This is a genomic window from Streptomyces sp. NPDC088706 (genome assembly GCF_044752765.1).
Classification (GTDB): Bacteria; Actinomycetota; Actinomycetes; order Streptomycetales; family Streptomycetaceae; genus Streptomyces.
The window spans coordinates 246,013-262,522 of record NZ_JBIVLW010000003.1; the positions used below are offsets into that span (position 1 = coordinate 246,013).

Here is a 16,510-nt window from a genome sequence, read left to right on the forward strand (position 1 = left end):
ACCTCACCCACGTACCGAAGGAGCCACCGATGCCCCACTCCCACCTCCCCGTCCTCTTCGAGGCCCTGTACGACGGCGCACGCCACGTCGGCTTCGGCCGCCTCCAGGACGGCGTGCGGCAGACCCTGTACCGGGTGGAGGACGGCCAGGCCGCCGCCGCCTTCATCGCCACCGACGGCTCGGAGGAGGCCCTGCGGGCCGCCCTCACCGAGGGTGCGGCGAGCGTCGTCGTCACCGCCGGGGACCCGGGGCTGCGGCTGCTGCCACCCCTGCTTCCGCAGGCCACCGGCAACGCCCTGCTGAGCGGTTTCATGGGCACGCACAAGAAGAAGTGGGGTGGCGAAACAGCACCGGAGGACGGCGAGTCCACCCCGCCCAAGTGGTTCTTCAAAGGGTTCGGCGACTGGGTGAGGCTGCCGGGTGAGGACCTCGACGTGCCCGCGCGGCCGGTCGCCCTCATCGAGGAGCCGGAGGTCGCCCTGGTCTACGTCAACGACACCGACGGCACCCCCCACTACGCCGGCTACACCTTCGGCAACGACCTGTGCGACATCGGCCTGCACCGCCAGGACCCGGGCTACAACCCGTACTGCAAGCTCTGCGACACCGCCCTCACCCCTTGGCTCTTCCTCGGCCCGCCGCCGCGCACGGTGACCGGGCGCGTCACCATCGTGCGGGACGGCGCGACGGCCTGGGAGGGCCCGTTCGACTGCGGCGACGACGCCCTCTACTACCGGGTGGGGGACATGGCGGACCACCTGTTCACCTTCCCGGCGGTACGACGCCCCGGGCTGGTCAACTACGTCCTGCTGGGCGCCGACGAGGCGAGCTTCCACGACGGGTTCCGGATCGCCGACGGCGACCGGATCGCCATCGACGTGAAGAGCCACGGGGTCACCTTCGAGAACCGGGTGCGGTACGTCTCCCCCACCCCGTCCACCACCCCGGCGCCCGGCGCCACCGAGGCTCCGGAGCCTGTCGCCACGGCATGAACACCTCGTGAAGCAGGACTGGTTGACCTGTGCAGATGCCATCCGGCACAGGCACGCTCTGAGGGTCACCACCCACCATCCACCCCCCATCTCCCTTTTCCACCCACCGTCCCGTCGCCGGACTTCGCAGGAGGAGACCGCACCGTGCCCGCCACCGCCAGGAAACAGGTGCATCTCGCAGCGCAGCTGCCCGGCATCCACAACGTGACCGTCTGGTCGGACCCGCGCTCCGAGAGCCAGATATCCATCGACTCCTTCATCCGGCTCGCGCAGACCGTCGAACGCGGCAAGTTCGACTTCTTCTTCCTCGCCGAAGGGCTGCGGCTGCGCGAGCACAAGGGGCAGGTCTACGACCTGGACATCGCGGGACGTCCGGAGAACCTGACCGTGCTGAGCGCCCTGGCCGCCGCCACCACGCACCTGGGCCTCGCCGCCACGGTCAACGCCACCTTCAACGAGCCGTACGAGGTGGCGCGCCGGTTCGCCACCCTGGACCGGCTCAGCGGCGGGCGGGCCGCCTGGAACGTGGTGACCAGTTACGACGCGTTCACCGGCGAGAACTTCCGGCGGGGCGGCTTCCTCCCCGAGGCGGACCGCTACACCCGGGCCGCCGAATTCCTGACCACCGCCCGGGAGTTGTGGGACAGCTGGGGGCGGGGCGACCTGAAGGCCGACGCGGCGACGGGCGAGTTCGTCGCCGCCGGAGCCGGCCGCTTCGCCCACCGGGGGCAGCACTTCGACATCTCCGGCCGGTTCACCACCCCGCCCGGCCCGCAGGGCCATCCGGTGATCATCCAGTCCGGCGAGTCCGACGCGGGCCGGGAGTTCGCCGCCTCCGACGCCGAGGTCATCTTCAGCAAGCACAACCGGATCGACGTGGCCCGGGACTTCTACCGGGACGTGAAGCGGCGCCTGGCCGGCTACGGCCGGAGCCCCGAGGACCTGCTGATCCTCCCCACCGCCAACGCGGTCGTCGCCGACACCGACGAGGAGGCCGCCGCGTACGCGGAGGAGATCAGCCGGGAGCTGGTCAGCCCGCAGACCGCGATCGCCCACCTGGAGGCGGTCTGGGGCCGCGACCTGTCCGCGTACGACCCGGACGGGCCGTTGCCCGACATCGAGCCCGAGGACGACGCCCACTTCCTGAAGGGGCACTCCGTCTTCCGCACGGGCCGGGCGGAGACGGCACGGCGGTGGCGCGAGCTCGCGGCGGAGCGGAACCTCTCCATCCGGGAGCTGGTCATCGAGGTCGGCGGGCGCCAGACGTTCGTCGGCAACCCTCGGACGGTCGCCGACGCCATCGACGACTACGTGCAGACCGAGGGCGCCGACGGCTTCGTCCTCGTCCCCCACCTCACCCCGGGCGGTCTGGACGACTTCGTGGACCGGGTGGTGCCGATCCTCCAGGAGAAGGGCGTGCACCGCGACGACTACACCGGCACCACGCTCCGGGACCACCTGGGCCTGTCCGCCGCACCCCGCCCGGCGGGGTGGGGCGGCCCGACCGTGCGCGACCAGAAGGAGACCTCCGCATGACCGCCACGACCGGCGCCCCCGACCCGACCGGCACGCCCGACCCGATGGGCGCCACCGATGCGCCGGGCGGTCCCGGCGCGACAGGCGGCCCCGGCGGCCCCGGTGACCCCGGCGGCTCCGGCGGCCCCGGTGACCCCGGCGGCCCCGGTGACCCCGGCGGCCCCGGTGACCCCGGCGGCCCCGGTGACCCCGGTGACCCCGGCGGCCCCGGTGACCCCGGTGACCCCGGTGACCCCGGTGACCCCGGTGACGCCGGTGACGCCGGTGACGCCGGTGACCCCGGCGCGACGGACGCCAACGCCGCGACAGGCGGTCCCGGTGGCCCCGGCGCGACGGACGGCCTCAGCGGTCCCAGTGGCGCCGGTGCCCCCAGCGGCTCCGGCGCCCCCAGCGGCTCCGGCGCCCCCCTGCACCTGGCCGTCGCGCTCGACGGCGCGGGCTGGCACCCGGCCGCCTGGCGCGAGGAGGGCGCCCGTCCCGGCGAACTGCTCGACGCCGCCTACTGGGCGGACCTGGTCGCCGAGGCCGAGCGGGGCCTGCTCGACTTCGTCACCTTCGAGGACGCGCTCGGCCTCCAGTCCGCCGCCTTCCACCTGCCCGACGACCGCACCGACCAAGTCAGGGGCAGCATCGACGCGGTGCTGCTCGCGGCCCACCTCGCCCCGCTCACCACGCGCATCGGCCTGGTCCCGACCACCAACGTCACCCACACCGAACCGTTCCACCTCGCCATCGGCATCGCCACGCTCGACCACGCGAGCCGGGGCCGGGCCGGCTGGCGCCCGCAGATATCGTCCCGCGCGGCCGACGCGGCCCACTTCGGCCGCCGCACCACGCCCCAGCTCACCGAGGACGACGTGACCGACTCGGAGTCGGTCTCCCAGCCGCTGCGCGAACTGTTCGCGGAGGGCGCCGAGGTGGTCGAGGTGGCACGGCGGCTCTGGGACAGCTGGGAGGACGACGCGGAGATACGGGACGCGGCGACGGGCCGCTTCCTGGACCGCGACAAGGTCCACCCCATCGACTTCCAGGGCACGAACTTCAGCGTCAAGGGCCCGTCGATCACCCCGCGTACCCCCCAGGGCCAACCGCTGGTGGTGAGCCTCGCGCACGCCACCACGCCGTACGAGTTCGCCGCCCTCAGCTCCGACGTCGTCGCCATCACCCCGCACGACCGGCCGGGTACGGCGGCCATCCTCGCCCAGGTCGCCGAGGCGGTGGAGCGCACCGGCCGGGACGTGCGGGAACGCCCGTTGCGGACCTTCGCGGACCTCATCGTCTTCCTGGACGACGAACCGGGCGCCGCAGCCCGGCGGAAGGCCCGCCTGGACGAGGCGGCCGGAGCCGAACTCGCCTCGGACGCCGAGATCTTCACCGGCACATCCGCCGAACTGGCCGACCTCCTCCTCGACCGGCGCTCCACCGGCCTGGACGGCTTCCGCCTCCGCCCGGGCACTCTGCCGCACGACCTCGCGGCGATCACCCGGGGCTTGGTCCCGGAGCTGCAACGGCGCGGGGTGTTCCGTACGGCCTACGCATCCACCACCCTGCGCGGCCACTTGGGCCTGTCCCGGCCCACCAGCCGCTACGCGAAGGCGGGTTGACGCGCGGCGGGAGCGATCGGGGGCCCGGCCCTGGACCGGCACCGTCAGGTCCCCGGTCAGGCCCCCGTCGTCGATCCAGGCCGGACGATCATCAGCACCACGACCGTCGCCCAGAGCAGGTTGTGGCGCATGACCGGCAGCCCTCCGCGCGGTGCCGACGACCTCGTCGCGGAGTACGTCACCGAGCTGGACGCCCTCCTGCGCGGCCCAGCCCGGGCCACGTCCCGCCTGATCGAGGAGGCGCGCGACAGGTTCACCGAGACCGTGGCCGCCCACACCCGCGAGGGCCGTCCGTACGAGCGGGCGGTCCGCCGCGCGGTGGCGGAGTTCGGTTCGGCACGGGAGCTGGCCGAGAGCTTCCAGCGCGAACCGACCATCGCTCAGGCCCGGCACACCGCCCGTGCCATCGCCCTCAGCGCCCCCTTCCTGCTGGCGTGCTGGTACCTGGTGCGGAGCACGGGCGGCCCGCAGGACGCGGCGGTGCCCCGCGCCGCGCATCTGCTGGCGACCCACCTGGCCACGGTCGCGGGCGCGACGGTCCTCCTCGCCGCCGCGACCCTGGCCGCCACGGGCGCCCTGGGCCGCCGGCTCCCCGTCCCCCACCGGCTGCCGCGCACGGTCGCCTGGACGGGCACCACCGCGAGCGTGTCCATGGCCGTGGCCACCCTGGCCCTCGCCACCGCGTCGGTGCTCGCCGAGAACTGGCCGCTGACGGCGGCGGCCCGCGCACTGGCCGCCGTCTCCCACGCCGTCGTCGCCGGGCCGGCCCGGGCCTGCCGCCGGTGCGCACGGCTGCCGTCGGGGGAGCCCGTCGCCCTGTGACCCGTAACCTCCCCGCCCGCGTGACGAGGGGCCGGCCGGCCACGGCGCTCCGGTGCAGGCCCTCCCACAGCTCCAGCTCGCCCTCGGACCGCCGCAGGGCCCCCGCTCAGTCCGTCACGGTGAGCGGACCGTACGCGTCCGGGCGGCGGGTGGTCAGGAACGGGAACAGCTCCAGCCAGTCGCGGCGGGCGTCGAGGTCGAGGTCCGCGACCAGGACGGCGGGCTCGTCGCGCGGGGCCTGGGCCAGAACGCGGCCGTAGGGGTCGACGATGAAGGAGCTGCCGTAGAAGGTGAGCCCGTTCTCGGCACCGATGCGGTTGGGCACGATCATGAAGGTGGCGTTGGCGACGGCGTTGCCGGTGATCACCTTCTGCCACAGGGGCTGGGAGTCGAAGCCGGGGAAGCCGGGCTCGGACCCGATGGCGGTCGGGTAGACGAGGACGTCGGCACCGGCGAGCGAGTAGGCGCGCGCCAGCTCCGGGAACCACTGGTCCCAGCAGGTCGGCAGACCGAAGCGGGCCTCGTCGACCGTGACCAGCGGGAAGGCGTCGTCGCCCGCCGGGCCCGGGCGGAACCAGTCGTCCTCGTGATACCCCTCGGTGACCGGGATGTGGGTCTTGCGGGTGCGCTGGGCGAGGGTGCCGTCCGGGGCGACGAGGATCGCGGTGTTGTAGCCGAGGCCGTCGTCACCGGAGGGGCCCGGGGCCTTCTCGTACAGGGAGGCGTGCACGTGGAGACCGTGCTCGCGGGCGGCCTCGGCGGCGAGGGTGAAGGTGGGGCCGGTCAGCAGCTCCTCCGGCTCGGCCGGCGCGGGGTGGTCGGCGCGGCGGACGACCGCGAAGTACGGCGAGAGCGTCAGCTCCTGGAGGCAGACCACCCGCGCCCCTTCGGCGGCGGCGAGCCGGATGCCCTCCAGCAGCGCCGCGCGGTGCTCGGTGGGGTCGCGGTGCCACCGCTGCTGGACGGCCGCGACGCGCAGGGGGGCGCGCTCGGCGGGGCGGGCCCGGGTCGGGGAGGCGGGCGGGTTGTACGCGGTGATCAGACGCATGACCAGTTCCAGGGGTGCGGCGGCGGGGCGGGTGCGTGCCGGAACGTTCCGGCACAGACCGAATCTAACCTTGCCGGAACGTTCCGGCAACCTCTCGTCCCGCGCCCTCCCGAACGTCTAGACTTCACCCCCGTGACCTCCCGGACCGTGACCCTGCTCGACGTGGCCCGCGCCGCCGGGGTCTCCAAGAGCACCGTCTCCGACGCCCTCCAGGGCTCCGGCCGCGTCGCGCGGACCACCCGGGACCGGGTGCGGGCGGTGGCACAGGAGCTCGGCTACCGGCCCAACAGCGCGGCCCGGCGGCTGCGCCGCTCCAGCACCGGGGCCATCGGGCTGCACCTGCCGCAGACCGCGAACCGGCTGGACTACTACATGAACCTCGCCTTCGGGGCCGTGGCACGCGCCCAGGAGGAGGGGCTCGACGTGGTGCTGCTCGCCCCCGCGAGCGGGGCGGGCTCCGCCGGCACCGCGAGCGGGCCGGTCGCCTCGCGGGTCGACGGGCTGCTGGTGATCGACCCCGAGGTGGACGACAGCGCCGTCCCCGGGCTGCTGGACGCGGGCGTTCCGGTGGTGACCGGGGAGCGCTACCTCGGCGCGGCCGCCGCCCCCAGCGGTGCCGTGGTCTGCGACAACGCCGCCTCGCTCACCGCACTCCTGGACCATGTGACGGAGCGCGGCTCCCGCCACCCCGCCGTCCTGGCCCCCGCCGGCACCTCCGCCTGGGCCACCGCCCTGCGGGCCACCGCCGCCTCCTGGGCGCGGGAGCGCGGGGTGGAGGTCGCGTTGCGGACCGTGCCCTTCGCGGCCACCCCGGGCGAGGCGGAGGAGACCACGCTGGCGCTGCTGCGCTCGGCCCCGGCGGTGGACGCGGTGATCTGCGCCCCGGACGGCGCGGCTCCGGGCGTCCTGCGGGCGGCGGCCACGCTGGGCCGCACGGTCGGGGAGGCCGGCCGCCCCGCCGGCCCCGACGCGGAGAGCACCCCGCGCGCCCCCGGCACGGAAAGCACCCCTGCCCCCCTCCTTGTCGCCTCCTGCGTGGACGGCACCGCCACCCGCTCCGCGGACCCGCCCGTCACGGCGGTCGACCTGCGCCCCGCCGCGTACGGGCGCGCCTGCGCCGAGCTGCTCTGCGACATCCTCGCGGGCCGCGCCGCCCCCGACACGGTCCGCCGCCACGCCTGGTCGCTGGAGACCCGCGCCTCGACCGTCCCGGCCACCTGACCGCGCATCACTTACGGTTCCCTGGGCTTGCGTTGTATGCGATCAGGCGCCAGGGCCTCCGCGCGGCACGGCAGGGCGCATCGGGGACGTCCGGCGCGGCTCCTTCACGGGCGTCCGGCACGGCATCGCCGCCGATGGCGAGGGCGACCGTGGTACGGCCCCAACACCCCACCCCATGAAGGGAGTCGGACCGGAGCCCCCTCCTCCACGTCTCCGTAATGTGAACGTTCTGCGTCGAGTGGCAACTGGCTTGGCGAGCCTGACAATTCACCGTGCGGCCGATGATAAGATCATCATACTTCCAGTGGGCTGATGGCGTATGGGGGCATTCCGGGAGGGATGAATTCCTCGGCCCCACCTTCGGAGGGGCACCTCCCGAAGCGGCGCACGGTCGTGGCGAACGAGCCCTGGCTGCGTGTCGCATGACGGGGTGTCAAGCCGGTTCCAGCCATGGCACTTGAAGTGAGTCTCATGACATTTCCACAGGGCCCCGTCGTCTGGGCGCTGGTTGTCGTAGCACTGGTCGCCGTGGGTGCCGTCCTGCGGGCTCGCGCGACCAACGTCAAACTGCGCAGACGCAACGCCGAGCTGAGCGCGGAGCGCGACACGCTCCTGCGTCAGCGGGACGAGCTCCATGGCGTCCACAACGGGTTCCTCCAGCGGCAGGCCTCCGAGCTCGCCGAGGTCCGCAAGGACGCCGAGGAGGAGACCAAGGCAGTCCTCAAGGCGGCCGTCCGCACGCTCCAGGGCCTCGCCGACGAGCAGCAGGTCGTGATCGAGAAGGCCCAGCGCAAGTACGGCGACGACCCCGGGATCCTCGCCGACCTGATGGCCATGGACCACGCCAACAGCCAGTTCGGGCGGCGCGCCCAGGGCATCGCGGTGCTCTGCGGCGGCTGGCTCGGCCGGCGCGAGACCGTGGCCTCCGTCTTCGACGTGGCCCGCAGCGCCCAGGGCCGTATCCGCCACTTCGACCGGGTCCGGGTCAACGGCCAGGTGAACTTCTCGGTCGTCAGCCGGGCCGTCGAACCGGTCGCGGTGGTCCTCGCCGAGCTGCTCGCCAACGCCACCAACTACTCCGCCCCGGGCACCCCGGTGGAGATCAACATCCAGGCCGTTCCGACGGGCGTCTGCCTCATCGTCGACGACGCCGGTCTCGGCATGGGCCAGGAGGAGAAGGACCGCGCGGCGGCTCTCCTGACCCCCCAGGCGGCGATCAGCGTCTCCAGCCTGGGCATCCCGCCGCAGTTCGGGTTCGCCGTCTCCGGGATGCTCGCCGCCCGCTACGGGTTCCGGGTCTCGGTGGACTCCGTTTCCCCCTATGGAGGCGTACGCGCGGTGGTACTGATCCCCGACGAGCTGCTCACCACGGAGATACCGCAGCCCGCCGCACCCGCCGAGGCGCCGGAGGCGTACGAGGCGTACGGAACCCGGCAGCAGCCGCAGGTCCCGCACCCGGACCCCTGGCAGCAGGCGCCCGCCCCGGCGCCCACCCCGCTCTTCCCGCCGGCGGCTCAGCGTCCGGACACCGCCACGCAGCCGCTCGCCCAGATCACCACCACCTCCGGCGGGCTGCCGAAGCGTCGTCGCAAGAGCCCGGTCTCCGCGGTGCCTCCGGCGGAGCCGCAGCCGGTGCGCAGCAACGAGGAGACCGCCTCCCGCCTCGGCGCGTTCCAGCGCGGCACCCGCTCCGGGCGGTCCACGACGACCACGGAAGGATCCGAGATCCAGTGAACCCCGATCTGTCCTGGGTACTCAACGATGTGCTCCAGGTACCCGGAGCCCGGCACGCGATCCTGGTGTCCGCCGACGGGCTGCTGCTCGCCAACTCCAGTGAGATCGGCCGGGACGACGCGGAGACCGTCGCCGCGGCCATGAGCTCCATGCAGTCCCTCAGCCGGGCCGTCGCCCCCTTCATCGGCACCCGCAGCCCGGGCCGCTGGCGGCAGACGCTCCTGGAGTACGAGGACGGCTGGATCTTCCTCATCGCCGCCGGCACCGGCGCCTACCTCGCCGCCACCGCCGCCGCCGATGTGGACATGGAGGCGATGTCCTTCCGGATGCAGCAGCAGGTCACCGCGCTGGGGAAGGCGATGACCACGCCGCCCCGCCGACACGCGGACAGCGAGATATGAGCGCACCGGGCGAGGAGTCCAGCGTCAGCAGCGGTTTCGTCCGGTCCTACGTCATCACCGGGGGACGGGGGCTGCCCGACGCGGAGGACCTCTCCCTCGTCACGCTGGTCACCCTCGCCCCCGACCGGCAGCCGCCGCCCAACCCGAGCCCCGAGGTCAAGGCGATCTGGGAGCTGTGTGCCGGCGGCTACCTCTCGGTGGCCGAGGTCGCCGGGCATCTCGGCCTGCCGGTCGGCGTGGCCCGGCTGCTGCTCCAGGACTTACACCAGCAGGGACATCTGCTCCGCCGCAAGGCGCCGCCGCCCGCCCAGCTCGTCGACAGAAAGATCCTCGAAGAGGTGTTGCATGGACTCCAAGTCCGGTTCGGCTGAGAGCATCTATGTGCCGGACGCGGTCCAGCGCGCGGCGAAGATCCTCGTCGTCGGGCACTTCGCCGTGGGCAAGACGACCCTGATCGGCACGCTCTCCGAGATCACCCCGCTGCGCACCGAGGAGCGGATGACCCAGGCCGCGGCCCAGGTCGACGACCTGCGCGGGGCACCCGACAAGAAGACGACCACGGTCGCCCTGGACTTCGGCCGCCTGACCCTCAGCGACGAACTGGTGCTCTACCTGTTCGGTACGCCGGGGCAGCAGCGGTTCGTGGAGCTGTGGGAGGACATGGCGCGCGGCTCGCTCGGCGCGCTGCTCCTGGTCGACCCGGCGCGGCTGGCCGACACCTTCCCGGTGATCGACCTGATCGAGACGTACGGCCTGGAGTACGCGGTCGCCGTCAACAGCTTCGACCCGTACTCGCAGCATGCCGAGGACGAACTGCGCGAGGCGCTCGACCTGCTGCCGGACACCCCGGTCGTCCACTGCGACGCCCGGGACCAGAAGTCGTCCGCGCAGGCCCTGATCACCCTGGTCCGGCACCTTCTCTCGCACGCGGCCTGACGCACGCGGCCCGAGACATCCCACCCGTATCCCGAAGCCGGGGCCGACCGGGCCCCGCGATCACACCGAGGAAGCCGACATGGACCCGTCGCCGGGAGCCACCCCGTACAGCGCCCCCGCCGGGTGCCCCATGCACCAGCAGCAGACGTCGCTGTACGGACCGGAGTTCGCCGCCGACCCGCACCGCGTGTACGACACGTTCCGGACGCACGGCCCCGCAGCCCCGATCGAGCTGGCACCCGGGGTGGACGCCACGCTGATCGTGCAGCACGAGGCGGCGCTGCGGGTGCTCCAGAACCCGGCGCTGTTCGCGCGGGACTCCCGGCGCTGGGCGGCGCTGCGCGAGGGCGCCGTACCGATGGACAGCCCGGTGCTGCCGATGATGATGTACCGGCCCAACTGCCTGTTCACCGACGGCGCCGAGCACCTGCGGCTGCGCAAGGCGGTCACCGAGTCGCTGGCGCGGCTCAACAGCAGCAGGCTGAGCCGGGACGTCGAGCGGATCGCCGACTACCTGATCGACCAGTTCATCGAGCGCGGCACCGCCGACCTGCTCAACGAGTACGCCAAGCTCCTGCCGTTGCTGCTGTTCAACCAGCTTTTCGGCTGCCCCGGTGACATCGGGGACCGGCTGACCCGCTCGATGTCCGCCATCTTCGACGGCGAGGACGTGCTGCGCGCCAACGCGGAGCTGACGGAGTGCCTGATGGAGCTGGTCGCGCTCAAGCGGCGCCAGCCCGGTGAGGACATCACCTCCTGGCTAATCCAGCACCCGGCGGGGCTGCGGGACGAGGAGCTGAAGGACCAGCTGGTGATGCTGATGGGCGCCGGCGTGGAGCCGGAGCGCAACCTCATCGCCAACGCGCTGCTGCTGATGCTCTCCGGCGACCAGCCGGGCGGGCCCGAGCGGCGCGGATCGGGGATGCTCGTCGAGGACGCGCTGGACGACGTCCTGTGGAACAACCCGCCGATCGCCAACTACGCGACGCACTACCCGGTGCGGGACATCGAGCTGGACGGGGTGACGCTGAAGGCGGAGACCCCGGTCCTGATCAGCTTCGCCGCCGCGAACAGCGACCCGTCCCTCACCGACGCCCGCCAGACCCTGAGCAAGGGGGCCCACCTGGCGTGGGGCGCGGGTCCGCACGTCTGCCCGGCGAAGTCGCCCGCCACGCTCATCGCGCTGACCGCGATCGAGAAGATCCTCAACACCGTGCCCGACCTCTCGCTGGCCGTCCCGGCGTCGGGGGTCGCCTGGCGTCCCGGCCCCTTCCACCGGGCCCTGGTCGCGCTGCCCGTCCGGTTCACCCCGACCGCCGCCCGCCGCACCGCACCCGGCACCCAGCCGCCGGCACCGACCTCGGCGCAGCTGCCCGACCCGTACCGCAACGCGGCACCCCAGCCGGCCGCCACCGGTCGTCACGCCGCGGAGCCGGCCAAGAAGGCGAAGGGCTGGTGGAGTTCGTTCCTGGACGTCTTCCGGGTCTGACGCACCGCCGGTCGCGTATGACTCACGGGCCGACCATTCGCCTATGACATCGGGCATTCCCGACGATTGCATGTGACGGGGGCACCATCGATCGATGCTTGGCGCAGTGATCCGGGAGGGTAGGTTCTGGTCGGTAACCATGGGCCTAGGCCAAGGAACTCTGCGTGAGCACCACCGGCGGTACCACCAGGACTCCCGACGGACGGCGCGCGGTCATCGGCCCGCTCCGAAGGCTCAGTTCACCCGAGGGACCGGCCGATCCGTACGGAATACTCGCGGAGCCGCGGACGATGGGTGACGTCGTCCGCGCTCCTTGGAACGGTTGGTTCGTCACCGGGTTCGACACCTGCAACCAGGTGCTGCGCGGCCGCAACTGGCTCGCCCCCGACTTCGCCTGGCAGGAGCGGCAGGACGACGCCAAGCGGTGGGACGCGGTGGCGACCCGGGAGATGACCGGCACGCTCGCCCGGCTCAACGCCGAGCACACCTGCCGGCGCCGCTCGCTGGGCAACCTCTTCGACCGCTCCACCATCGAACGCCTCACCCCCGACGTCGAGCGCGACGTCGGCCGGCTCCTGGACGAGCTGGCCGACAAGCTCCGCTGGGGCGAGGCGGACTTCGTCTCCACGGTGAGCGAGCAGCTGCCGATCACCACCGTCGGCTCCTGACTGGGCCTCCCGCCCGAGGACCACCCGCACATCCTGGAGATCACCCACAACCAGGTGTACGCCCAGGAGTTGCTGCCCACCAGGAGCCAGCTGGCGATCTCCGCCGAGGCCACCGTCCAGCTGCGCGCCTACTTCACCGCCCTGGTCGCCGCCGCGCCGAGCCCCGCCAGGACGTGCTGACCGGCTGGATCCACACCTGGGACGCGATGGAGCCGGACCGGGAGCGGGCGGACGAGATCCTCTACCGGCTCACCATGCTCACCTGCGGCGGCGGGGTGCACTACTGCCTGGGCGCCGCTCTCGCCAAGCTGGAGGCGCGGACGCTGCTGGCCGGCATGCTGGATCGTTTCCCCCACCCTGCGGACGGCCTCCCCGCCGGTGTACGCCCCCCGGATGGTCTTCAGACGCATCACCCCGATGGGGGTGGCGCTGTGGAGCTCTCGCTGCCCGACTTCCTGACCTCCTCCCCGTACGAGCCTCCCGCGACGGTACGCACCCGGCGCGAGGGCCCGGTCCTGCACGTGGAGCTGAACTCCCCGGAGACCGGCAACGCGGTCACCGAGGCGATGCGAGACGAGCTGCTGGACGTCGTCGGCGCCCCGGACCCCGAGGTGCGGGTGCTGGTGCTCAGCGGGGCCGGGGACGACTTCTGCCTGGGCGGCGACCGCACCGAGTTCGCCGACCGGCTGGCGGAGGACCCGACCGGCCGGGGCATCCGGGTCGCCGGGGAGAAGGCCCGCCGGGTCTGCGAGGCGATCTCCGGCAACCGGGCCGTCACCATCGCCCGGGTCCAGGGCAAGGCGATCGGCGCGGGCCTCGCGCTCGCCCTCGCCTGCGATCTGCGGGTCGGCGCGGACACCGCCGGCTTCCGGCTGCCGGAGCCGGCGCTCGGGCAGCCGACCGCGTGGGGCGGGCTGCTGCCCCGGCTGATCCACGAGGTCGGCGCGGCCCGGGTCCGCGAGCTGATCCTGACCGGCCGGGCCTTCGACGCCGCCGAGGCCCACGCGCTCTCGGTGCTCCAGCGGGTCGTTCCGGAAAACGAACTGGATCAGGCGGTGCAGGCCTGGGCGAAGCCCGTCGCGCGCCGCCCCGAGGCTGCCCTGCCGGTGACGAAAGCCCTGCTCAACTCCTATGCGGCCGCCACCCGGATGGCGGACCCCTCGTTCCTGGACGCGGAGCTGATGGCGGCGGTCGCGGCAACCGGTCGGCGCACATCCCCTCGCACTCCTGGACCCGACACGTCACACTCGTAACAATCAACTGGGGAGGTCTCGGGCGTGGATGTACCGGTATGGCTTTGGGGGGCGTTCGCCGCAACGGTGATCGTCTCCCTCGCAGTGGACTTGCTTGCCCACCGCAACGCGCATGTCATCGGCTTCAAGGAGGCGGCCTGGTGGAGCGTGCTGTGGGTGAGCCTCGCGCTCATCTTCGGCGGGGTCGTCTTCGCCGTCCTGGGGACGACCGCGGGGACGGAATACACGACCGCCTGGCTGCTGGAGAAGAGTCTGTCGGTCGACAACCTCTTCGTCTTCGCGCTGATCTTCGCCTATTTCAAGGTGCCCCGGGAATATCAGCACCGGGTGCTCTTCTTCGGCGTCATCGGCGCTCTGGTGTTTCGCGCGATCTTCCTGACGCTCGGCGTCGCGGTGGTGAACCGCTTCACCTTCGTACTGTTCCTCTTCGCGGCGATCCTTTTCTACAGCGCCTACAAAATCCTCAAGGGCGAGGACGACAGCTTCGACCCCGGCAAGAGTTTCGCGGTGCGGCTGCTGCGGAAGATCATGCCGGTCCGCGACGAGTACGCGGGAACGCACTTCGTCATCAAGGAGGAGGGCAAGCGGGTCGCCACGCCACTGCTCGCGGTGGTCGCCGCGATCGAGGCGGCCGACCTGCTCTTCGCCGTCGACAGCGTGCCCGCCGTGCTGGCGGTCAGCGACGACGCCTTCATCGTCTACACCAGCAACGCGTTCGCCATCCTGGGGCTGCGCGCGCTCTACTTCCTGCTGGCGGGGCTGCTGGACCGCTTCCACTACCTGAGCAACGGCTTGGCGATCATCCTCGCGTTCATCGCGGTCAAGCTCGTTCTCCAGGCATCGCACAAGATGATCGACTCCTCCATCCCGGAGATTCCCTCGCCGATCAGCCTGGCGGTGATCGTGGTCATCCTGACGGTCTCGGTCGTGCTCAGCATTCGGCGTCCACCGCCCGATGCGAATGCCGGAGAGAGTGCTTCGAAGCCCTCTGACGGTAAACCCGCCGAGTAATCCTGCGGGCAATGGCCGGGCAAAGCGGAGGGAAAACTTTTCCCATCGCGGCGCCCGGCCTATCGTAGGTAAATGGCCAGCAAAGAGCGTGAGAACCAGCAGCGGGCCGCCTTCATGTGCCCGACCTGCAAGCACCCCGTCCCCTCCGAGATCCAGCGCCGCAAGACCTTCGGCAACTCCCCGGCGCGCGGGCGGGCCCCGGGCTGGCTAGCGTTGCTGGAGGGGGTGGTGCGGTACGCCGCCGGGCGAGGACGGACCCCGGCGGCCAGGAGCAGGACCAGGACCGGAAGAGGGCAGTGCCATGGCTGTACAACCCGAAGGCACCCCGTGTTGGGCGGACGCCATGTTCGCCGATCTCGAAGGCGCCAAGAGCTTCTACGGTGATGTGCTCGGCTGGACGTTCGGCGAGAGCGCGTCGGAGTTCGGCAACTACACGACGGCGTACGCGAACGGAAAGCCGGCGGCGGCCGTGGTCCCGCCGATGCCGGGCACGGACGCCCCGTCCGCGTGGTGCCTGTATCTGGCCTCACCGGACGCCGCCGCCACCGGCGAGAAGATCGTCACGAACGGCGGCACGGTGCTCATGGAGCCCATGCGGGTCGGCGAGTTCGGCACGATGCTGCTGGCCCGCGACCCCGGCGGAGCGGTCTTCGGAGTGTGGCAGGCGGGTGTCCACGAGGGGTTCGAGACGGAGATGGGCGAACCCGGCGGCTACTGCTGGGGCGAGGTCTTCACCCGGGACCCGAAGGCGGCGGACACCTTCTTCCCCGCCGTCTTCCCGTACACGGTGCGGAAGTTCGACGACGAGTCGATGGACTTCACGATGTACGACGTCCAGGGCGAGACGGTGCTGGGCCGGATGGCGATGGGCGAGGACTTCCCGGCCGACATGGGCGCGTTCCTGAACGTGTACTTCACCGTCCCGGACTGCGACACGGCGGTGGCGACGGCGACCGAGCGCGGCGGGATCCTGCGGTTCGGCCCGATGGACACCCCCTTCGGCCGGTTCGCGGCGCTCTCCGACCCGCAGGGCGCGTCGTTCTCGGTGATCGACGTGACCAGGACCGAGGGCGAGATGCCGTCGACGAGCCCGGCCTGAGCGGCGCCCCCGGTCGCGCACCGGGCTTGAGCGGCGACCCCGGTCGCGCACCGGGCTTGAGCGGCGACCCGGGCCGCGCACCGGGCCTGAGCGCGGCCCCCATCCGTACGATGCTCCGAGAGCCTCGCATCTGCGGTGGTCGATCGTCCGGACAATGGTAAATGCGAGCCTGATTGGCCTAGCGTGTCGCGCATGCAGTCCTACACAATCGGTCAGGCAGCACGACTTCTCGGCGTCAGCCCCGACACCGCCCGACGGTGGGCGGACGCCGGCCGGGTCGCGACCCACCGCGACGAGGCCGGCCGACGGCTGATCGACGGCCGTGCGCTGGCCGCCTTCTCGATCGAGGTCGGCCAGAGCGCCGCAGGCGAGGAGGAGACCCCCTACACCTCGGCGCGCAACGCCTTCCCGGGCATCGTCACCGCCGTGAAGCTCGGCGATGTCGCGGCCCAGGTCGAGATCCAGGCAGGCCCGCACCGGCTCGTCTCGCTCCTGACCCGGGAGGCGGTCGAGGAGCTGGGCCTGGAGGTCGGCATGCAGGCGACCGCCCGCGTGAAGTCGACCAGCGTGCACATCGACCGCACCTAGCCCGGCCGACGCCCGGCGACGGCCGGGCGGCGAGTGCTGCGCGCACCACTGCCCCGCGCCCCGCACCACTGCCACGCGCCCCGCGCGCCCTCTTCCCGCCCGGACGGC

15 protein-coding genes and 1 pseudogene are annotated in these 16,510 nt (G+C 72.5%); 15 read left to right on the forward strand and 1 reads right to left on the reverse strand.

Features of this window, described 5'->3' with window-relative positions; genetic code table 11:
* Window positions 1-29: 29 nt before the first annotated feature.
* The 4 genes from ACIQAK_RS10580 (at window position 30) to ACIQAK_RS10595 (ending at window position 4,954) form a co-directional block, all read left to right on the forward strand.
* Window positions 30-992, forward strand: a complete 963-nt coding sequence (locus ACIQAK_RS10580) for a fumarylacetoacetate (FAA) hydrolase (RefSeq protein WP_366388783.1) — start codon at window positions 30-32, stop codon at window positions 990-992.
* A gap of 144 nt (window positions 993-1,136) precedes the next feature.
* A complete protein-coding gene (locus ACIQAK_RS10585; protein ID WP_366388782.1) occupies window positions 1,137-2,528 on the forward strand; it encodes an NtaA/DmoA family FMN-dependent monooxygenase in 1,392 nt (463 codons plus the stop codon).
* 407 nt (window positions 2,529-2,935) lie between these two features.
* Window positions 2,936-4,132 carry an LLM class flavin-dependent oxidoreductase gene (locus tag ACIQAK_RS10590; protein ID WP_366388974.1) on the forward strand — a complete coding sequence of 399 codons (1,197 nt, stop codon included), beginning with the start codon at window positions 2,936-2,938 and terminating at the stop codon, window positions 4,130-4,132.
* A gap of 129 nt (window positions 4,133-4,261) precedes the next feature.
* Complete coding sequence (locus ACIQAK_RS10595) at window positions 4,262-4,954, forward strand: permease prefix domain 1-containing protein (RefSeq protein WP_366388781.1); 693 nt, start codon at window positions 4,262-4,264, stop codon at window positions 4,952-4,954.
* A gap of 106 nt (window positions 4,955-5,060) precedes the next feature.
* Here ACIQAK_RS10595 and ACIQAK_RS10600 read toward each other — a convergent pair whose 3' ends face one another.
* Window positions 5,061-6,002: a carbon-nitrogen hydrolase gene (locus ACIQAK_RS10600; RefSeq protein WP_366388780.1), complete on the reverse strand. Its 942-nt coding sequence runs from the start codon at window positions 6,000-6,002 to the stop codon at window positions 5,061-5,063.
* 132 nt (window positions 6,003-6,134) lie between these two features.
* Between ACIQAK_RS10600 and ACIQAK_RS10605 the strand changes: the two genes are divergently transcribed.
* From ACIQAK_RS10605 to ACIQAK_RS10655, 11 genes and pseudogenes are all read left to right on the forward strand, one after another.
* On the forward strand, window positions 6,135-7,223 hold the full coding sequence (locus ACIQAK_RS10605) for a LacI family DNA-binding transcriptional regulator (protein ID WP_366388779.1): 1,089 nt from the start codon (window positions 6,135-6,137) through the stop codon (window positions 7,221-7,223).
* A 471-nt stretch (window positions 7,224-7,694) separates the two neighbouring features.
* Window positions 7,695-8,957 (forward strand): ATP-binding protein, encoded by a 1,263-nt coding sequence (locus ACIQAK_RS10610; RefSeq protein ID WP_366388778.1) that lies wholly within the window; start codon window positions 7,695-7,697, stop codon window positions 8,955-8,957.
* A complete protein-coding gene (locus ACIQAK_RS10615) occupies window positions 8,954-9,358 on the forward strand; it encodes a roadblock/LC7 domain-containing protein (RefSeq protein WP_365091802.1) in 405 nt (134 codons plus the stop codon). Before ACIQAK_RS10610 ends, ACIQAK_RS10615 begins: the two co-directional genes overlap by 4 nt.
* Complete coding sequence (locus ACIQAK_RS10620; RefSeq protein ID WP_366388777.1) at window positions 9,355-9,729, forward strand: DUF742 domain-containing protein; 375 nt, start codon at window positions 9,355-9,357, stop codon at window positions 9,727-9,729. The genes ACIQAK_RS10615 and ACIQAK_RS10620 overlap by 4 nt, the downstream gene beginning before the upstream one ends.
* On the forward strand, window positions 9,704-10,294 hold the full coding sequence (locus ACIQAK_RS10625; protein ID WP_366388776.1) for an ATP/GTP-binding protein: 591 nt from the start codon (window positions 9,704-9,706) through the stop codon (window positions 10,292-10,294). Before ACIQAK_RS10620 ends, ACIQAK_RS10625 begins: the two co-directional genes overlap by 26 nt.
* Before the next feature lie 79 nt (window positions 10,295-10,373).
* Window positions 10,374-11,783 (forward strand): cytochrome P450, encoded by a 1,410-nt coding sequence (locus ACIQAK_RS10630; protein ID WP_366388775.1) that lies wholly within the window; start codon window positions 10,374-10,376, stop codon window positions 11,781-11,783.
* A 290-nt stretch (window positions 11,784-12,073) separates the two neighbouring features.
* Window positions 12,074-12,910 (forward strand): annotated as a pseudogene (locus ACIQAK_RS10635) (hypothetical protein).
* Window positions 12,883-13,704 carry an enoyl-CoA hydratase/isomerase family protein gene (locus tag ACIQAK_RS10640; protein WP_366388774.1) on the forward strand — a complete coding sequence of 274 codons (822 nt, stop codon included), beginning with the start codon at window positions 12,883-12,885 and terminating at the stop codon, window positions 13,702-13,704. Before ACIQAK_RS10635 ends, ACIQAK_RS10640 begins: the two are co-directional and overlap by 28 nt.
* 24 nt (window positions 13,705-13,728) lie before the next feature.
* Window positions 13,729-14,715 carry a TerC family protein gene (locus ACIQAK_RS10645; protein WP_366388773.1) on the forward strand — a complete coding sequence of 329 codons (987 nt, stop codon included), beginning with the start codon at window positions 13,729-13,731 and terminating at the stop codon, window positions 14,713-14,715.
* 301 nt (window positions 14,716-15,016) lie between these two features.
* Window positions 15,017-15,814 (forward strand): VOC family protein, encoded by a 798-nt coding sequence (locus ACIQAK_RS10650; RefSeq protein ID WP_366388772.1) that lies wholly within the window; start codon window positions 15,017-15,019, stop codon window positions 15,812-15,814.
* A gap of 192 nt (window positions 15,815-16,006) precedes the next feature.
* Window positions 16,007-16,402 carry a helix-turn-helix transcriptional regulator gene (locus tag ACIQAK_RS10655; RefSeq protein ID WP_366388771.1) on the forward strand — a complete coding sequence of 132 codons (396 nt, stop codon included), beginning with the start codon at window positions 16,007-16,009 and terminating at the stop codon, window positions 16,400-16,402.
* Window positions 16,403-16,510 lie beyond the last annotated feature (108 nt).

Excerpts from the sequence above, each read along its gene's own strand:
- ACIQAK_RS10630 (WP_366388775.1), top strand. The coding sequence starts at position 10,374 with ATGGACCCGTCGCCGGGAGCCACCCCGTACAGCGCCCCCGCCGGGTGC.
- ACIQAK_RS10610 (WP_366388778.1), top strand. The coding sequence starts at position 7,695 with ATGACATTTCCACAGGGCCCCGTCGTCTGGGCGCTGGTTGTCGTAGCA.
- ACIQAK_RS10655 (WP_366388771.1), top strand. The coding sequence starts at position 16,007 with ATGCAGTCCTACACAATCGGTCAGGCAGCACGACTTCTCGGCGTCAGC.
- ACIQAK_RS10600 (WP_366388780.1), bottom strand. The coding sequence starts at position 6,002 with ATGCGTCTGATCACCGCGTACAACCCGCCCGCCTCCCCGACCCGGGCC.
- ACIQAK_RS10595 (WP_366388781.1), top strand. The coding sequence starts at position 4,262 with ATGACCGGCAGCCCTCCGCGCGGTGCCGACGACCTCGTCGCGGAGTAC.
- ACIQAK_RS10620 (WP_366388777.1), top strand. The coding sequence starts at position 9,355 with ATGAGCGCACCGGGCGAGGAGTCCAGCGTCAGCAGCGGTTTCGTCCGG.
- ACIQAK_RS10650 (WP_366388772.1), top strand. The coding sequence starts at position 15,017 with ATGGCTGTACAACCCGAAGGCACCCCGTGTTGGGCGGACGCCATGTTC.
- ACIQAK_RS10580 (WP_366388783.1), top strand. The coding sequence starts at position 30 with ATGCCCCACTCCCACCTCCCCGTCCTCTTCGAGGCCCTGTACGACGGC.
- ACIQAK_RS10625 (WP_366388776.1), top strand. The coding sequence starts at position 9,704 with ATGGACTCCAAGTCCGGTTCGGCTGAGAGCATCTATGTGCCGGACGCG.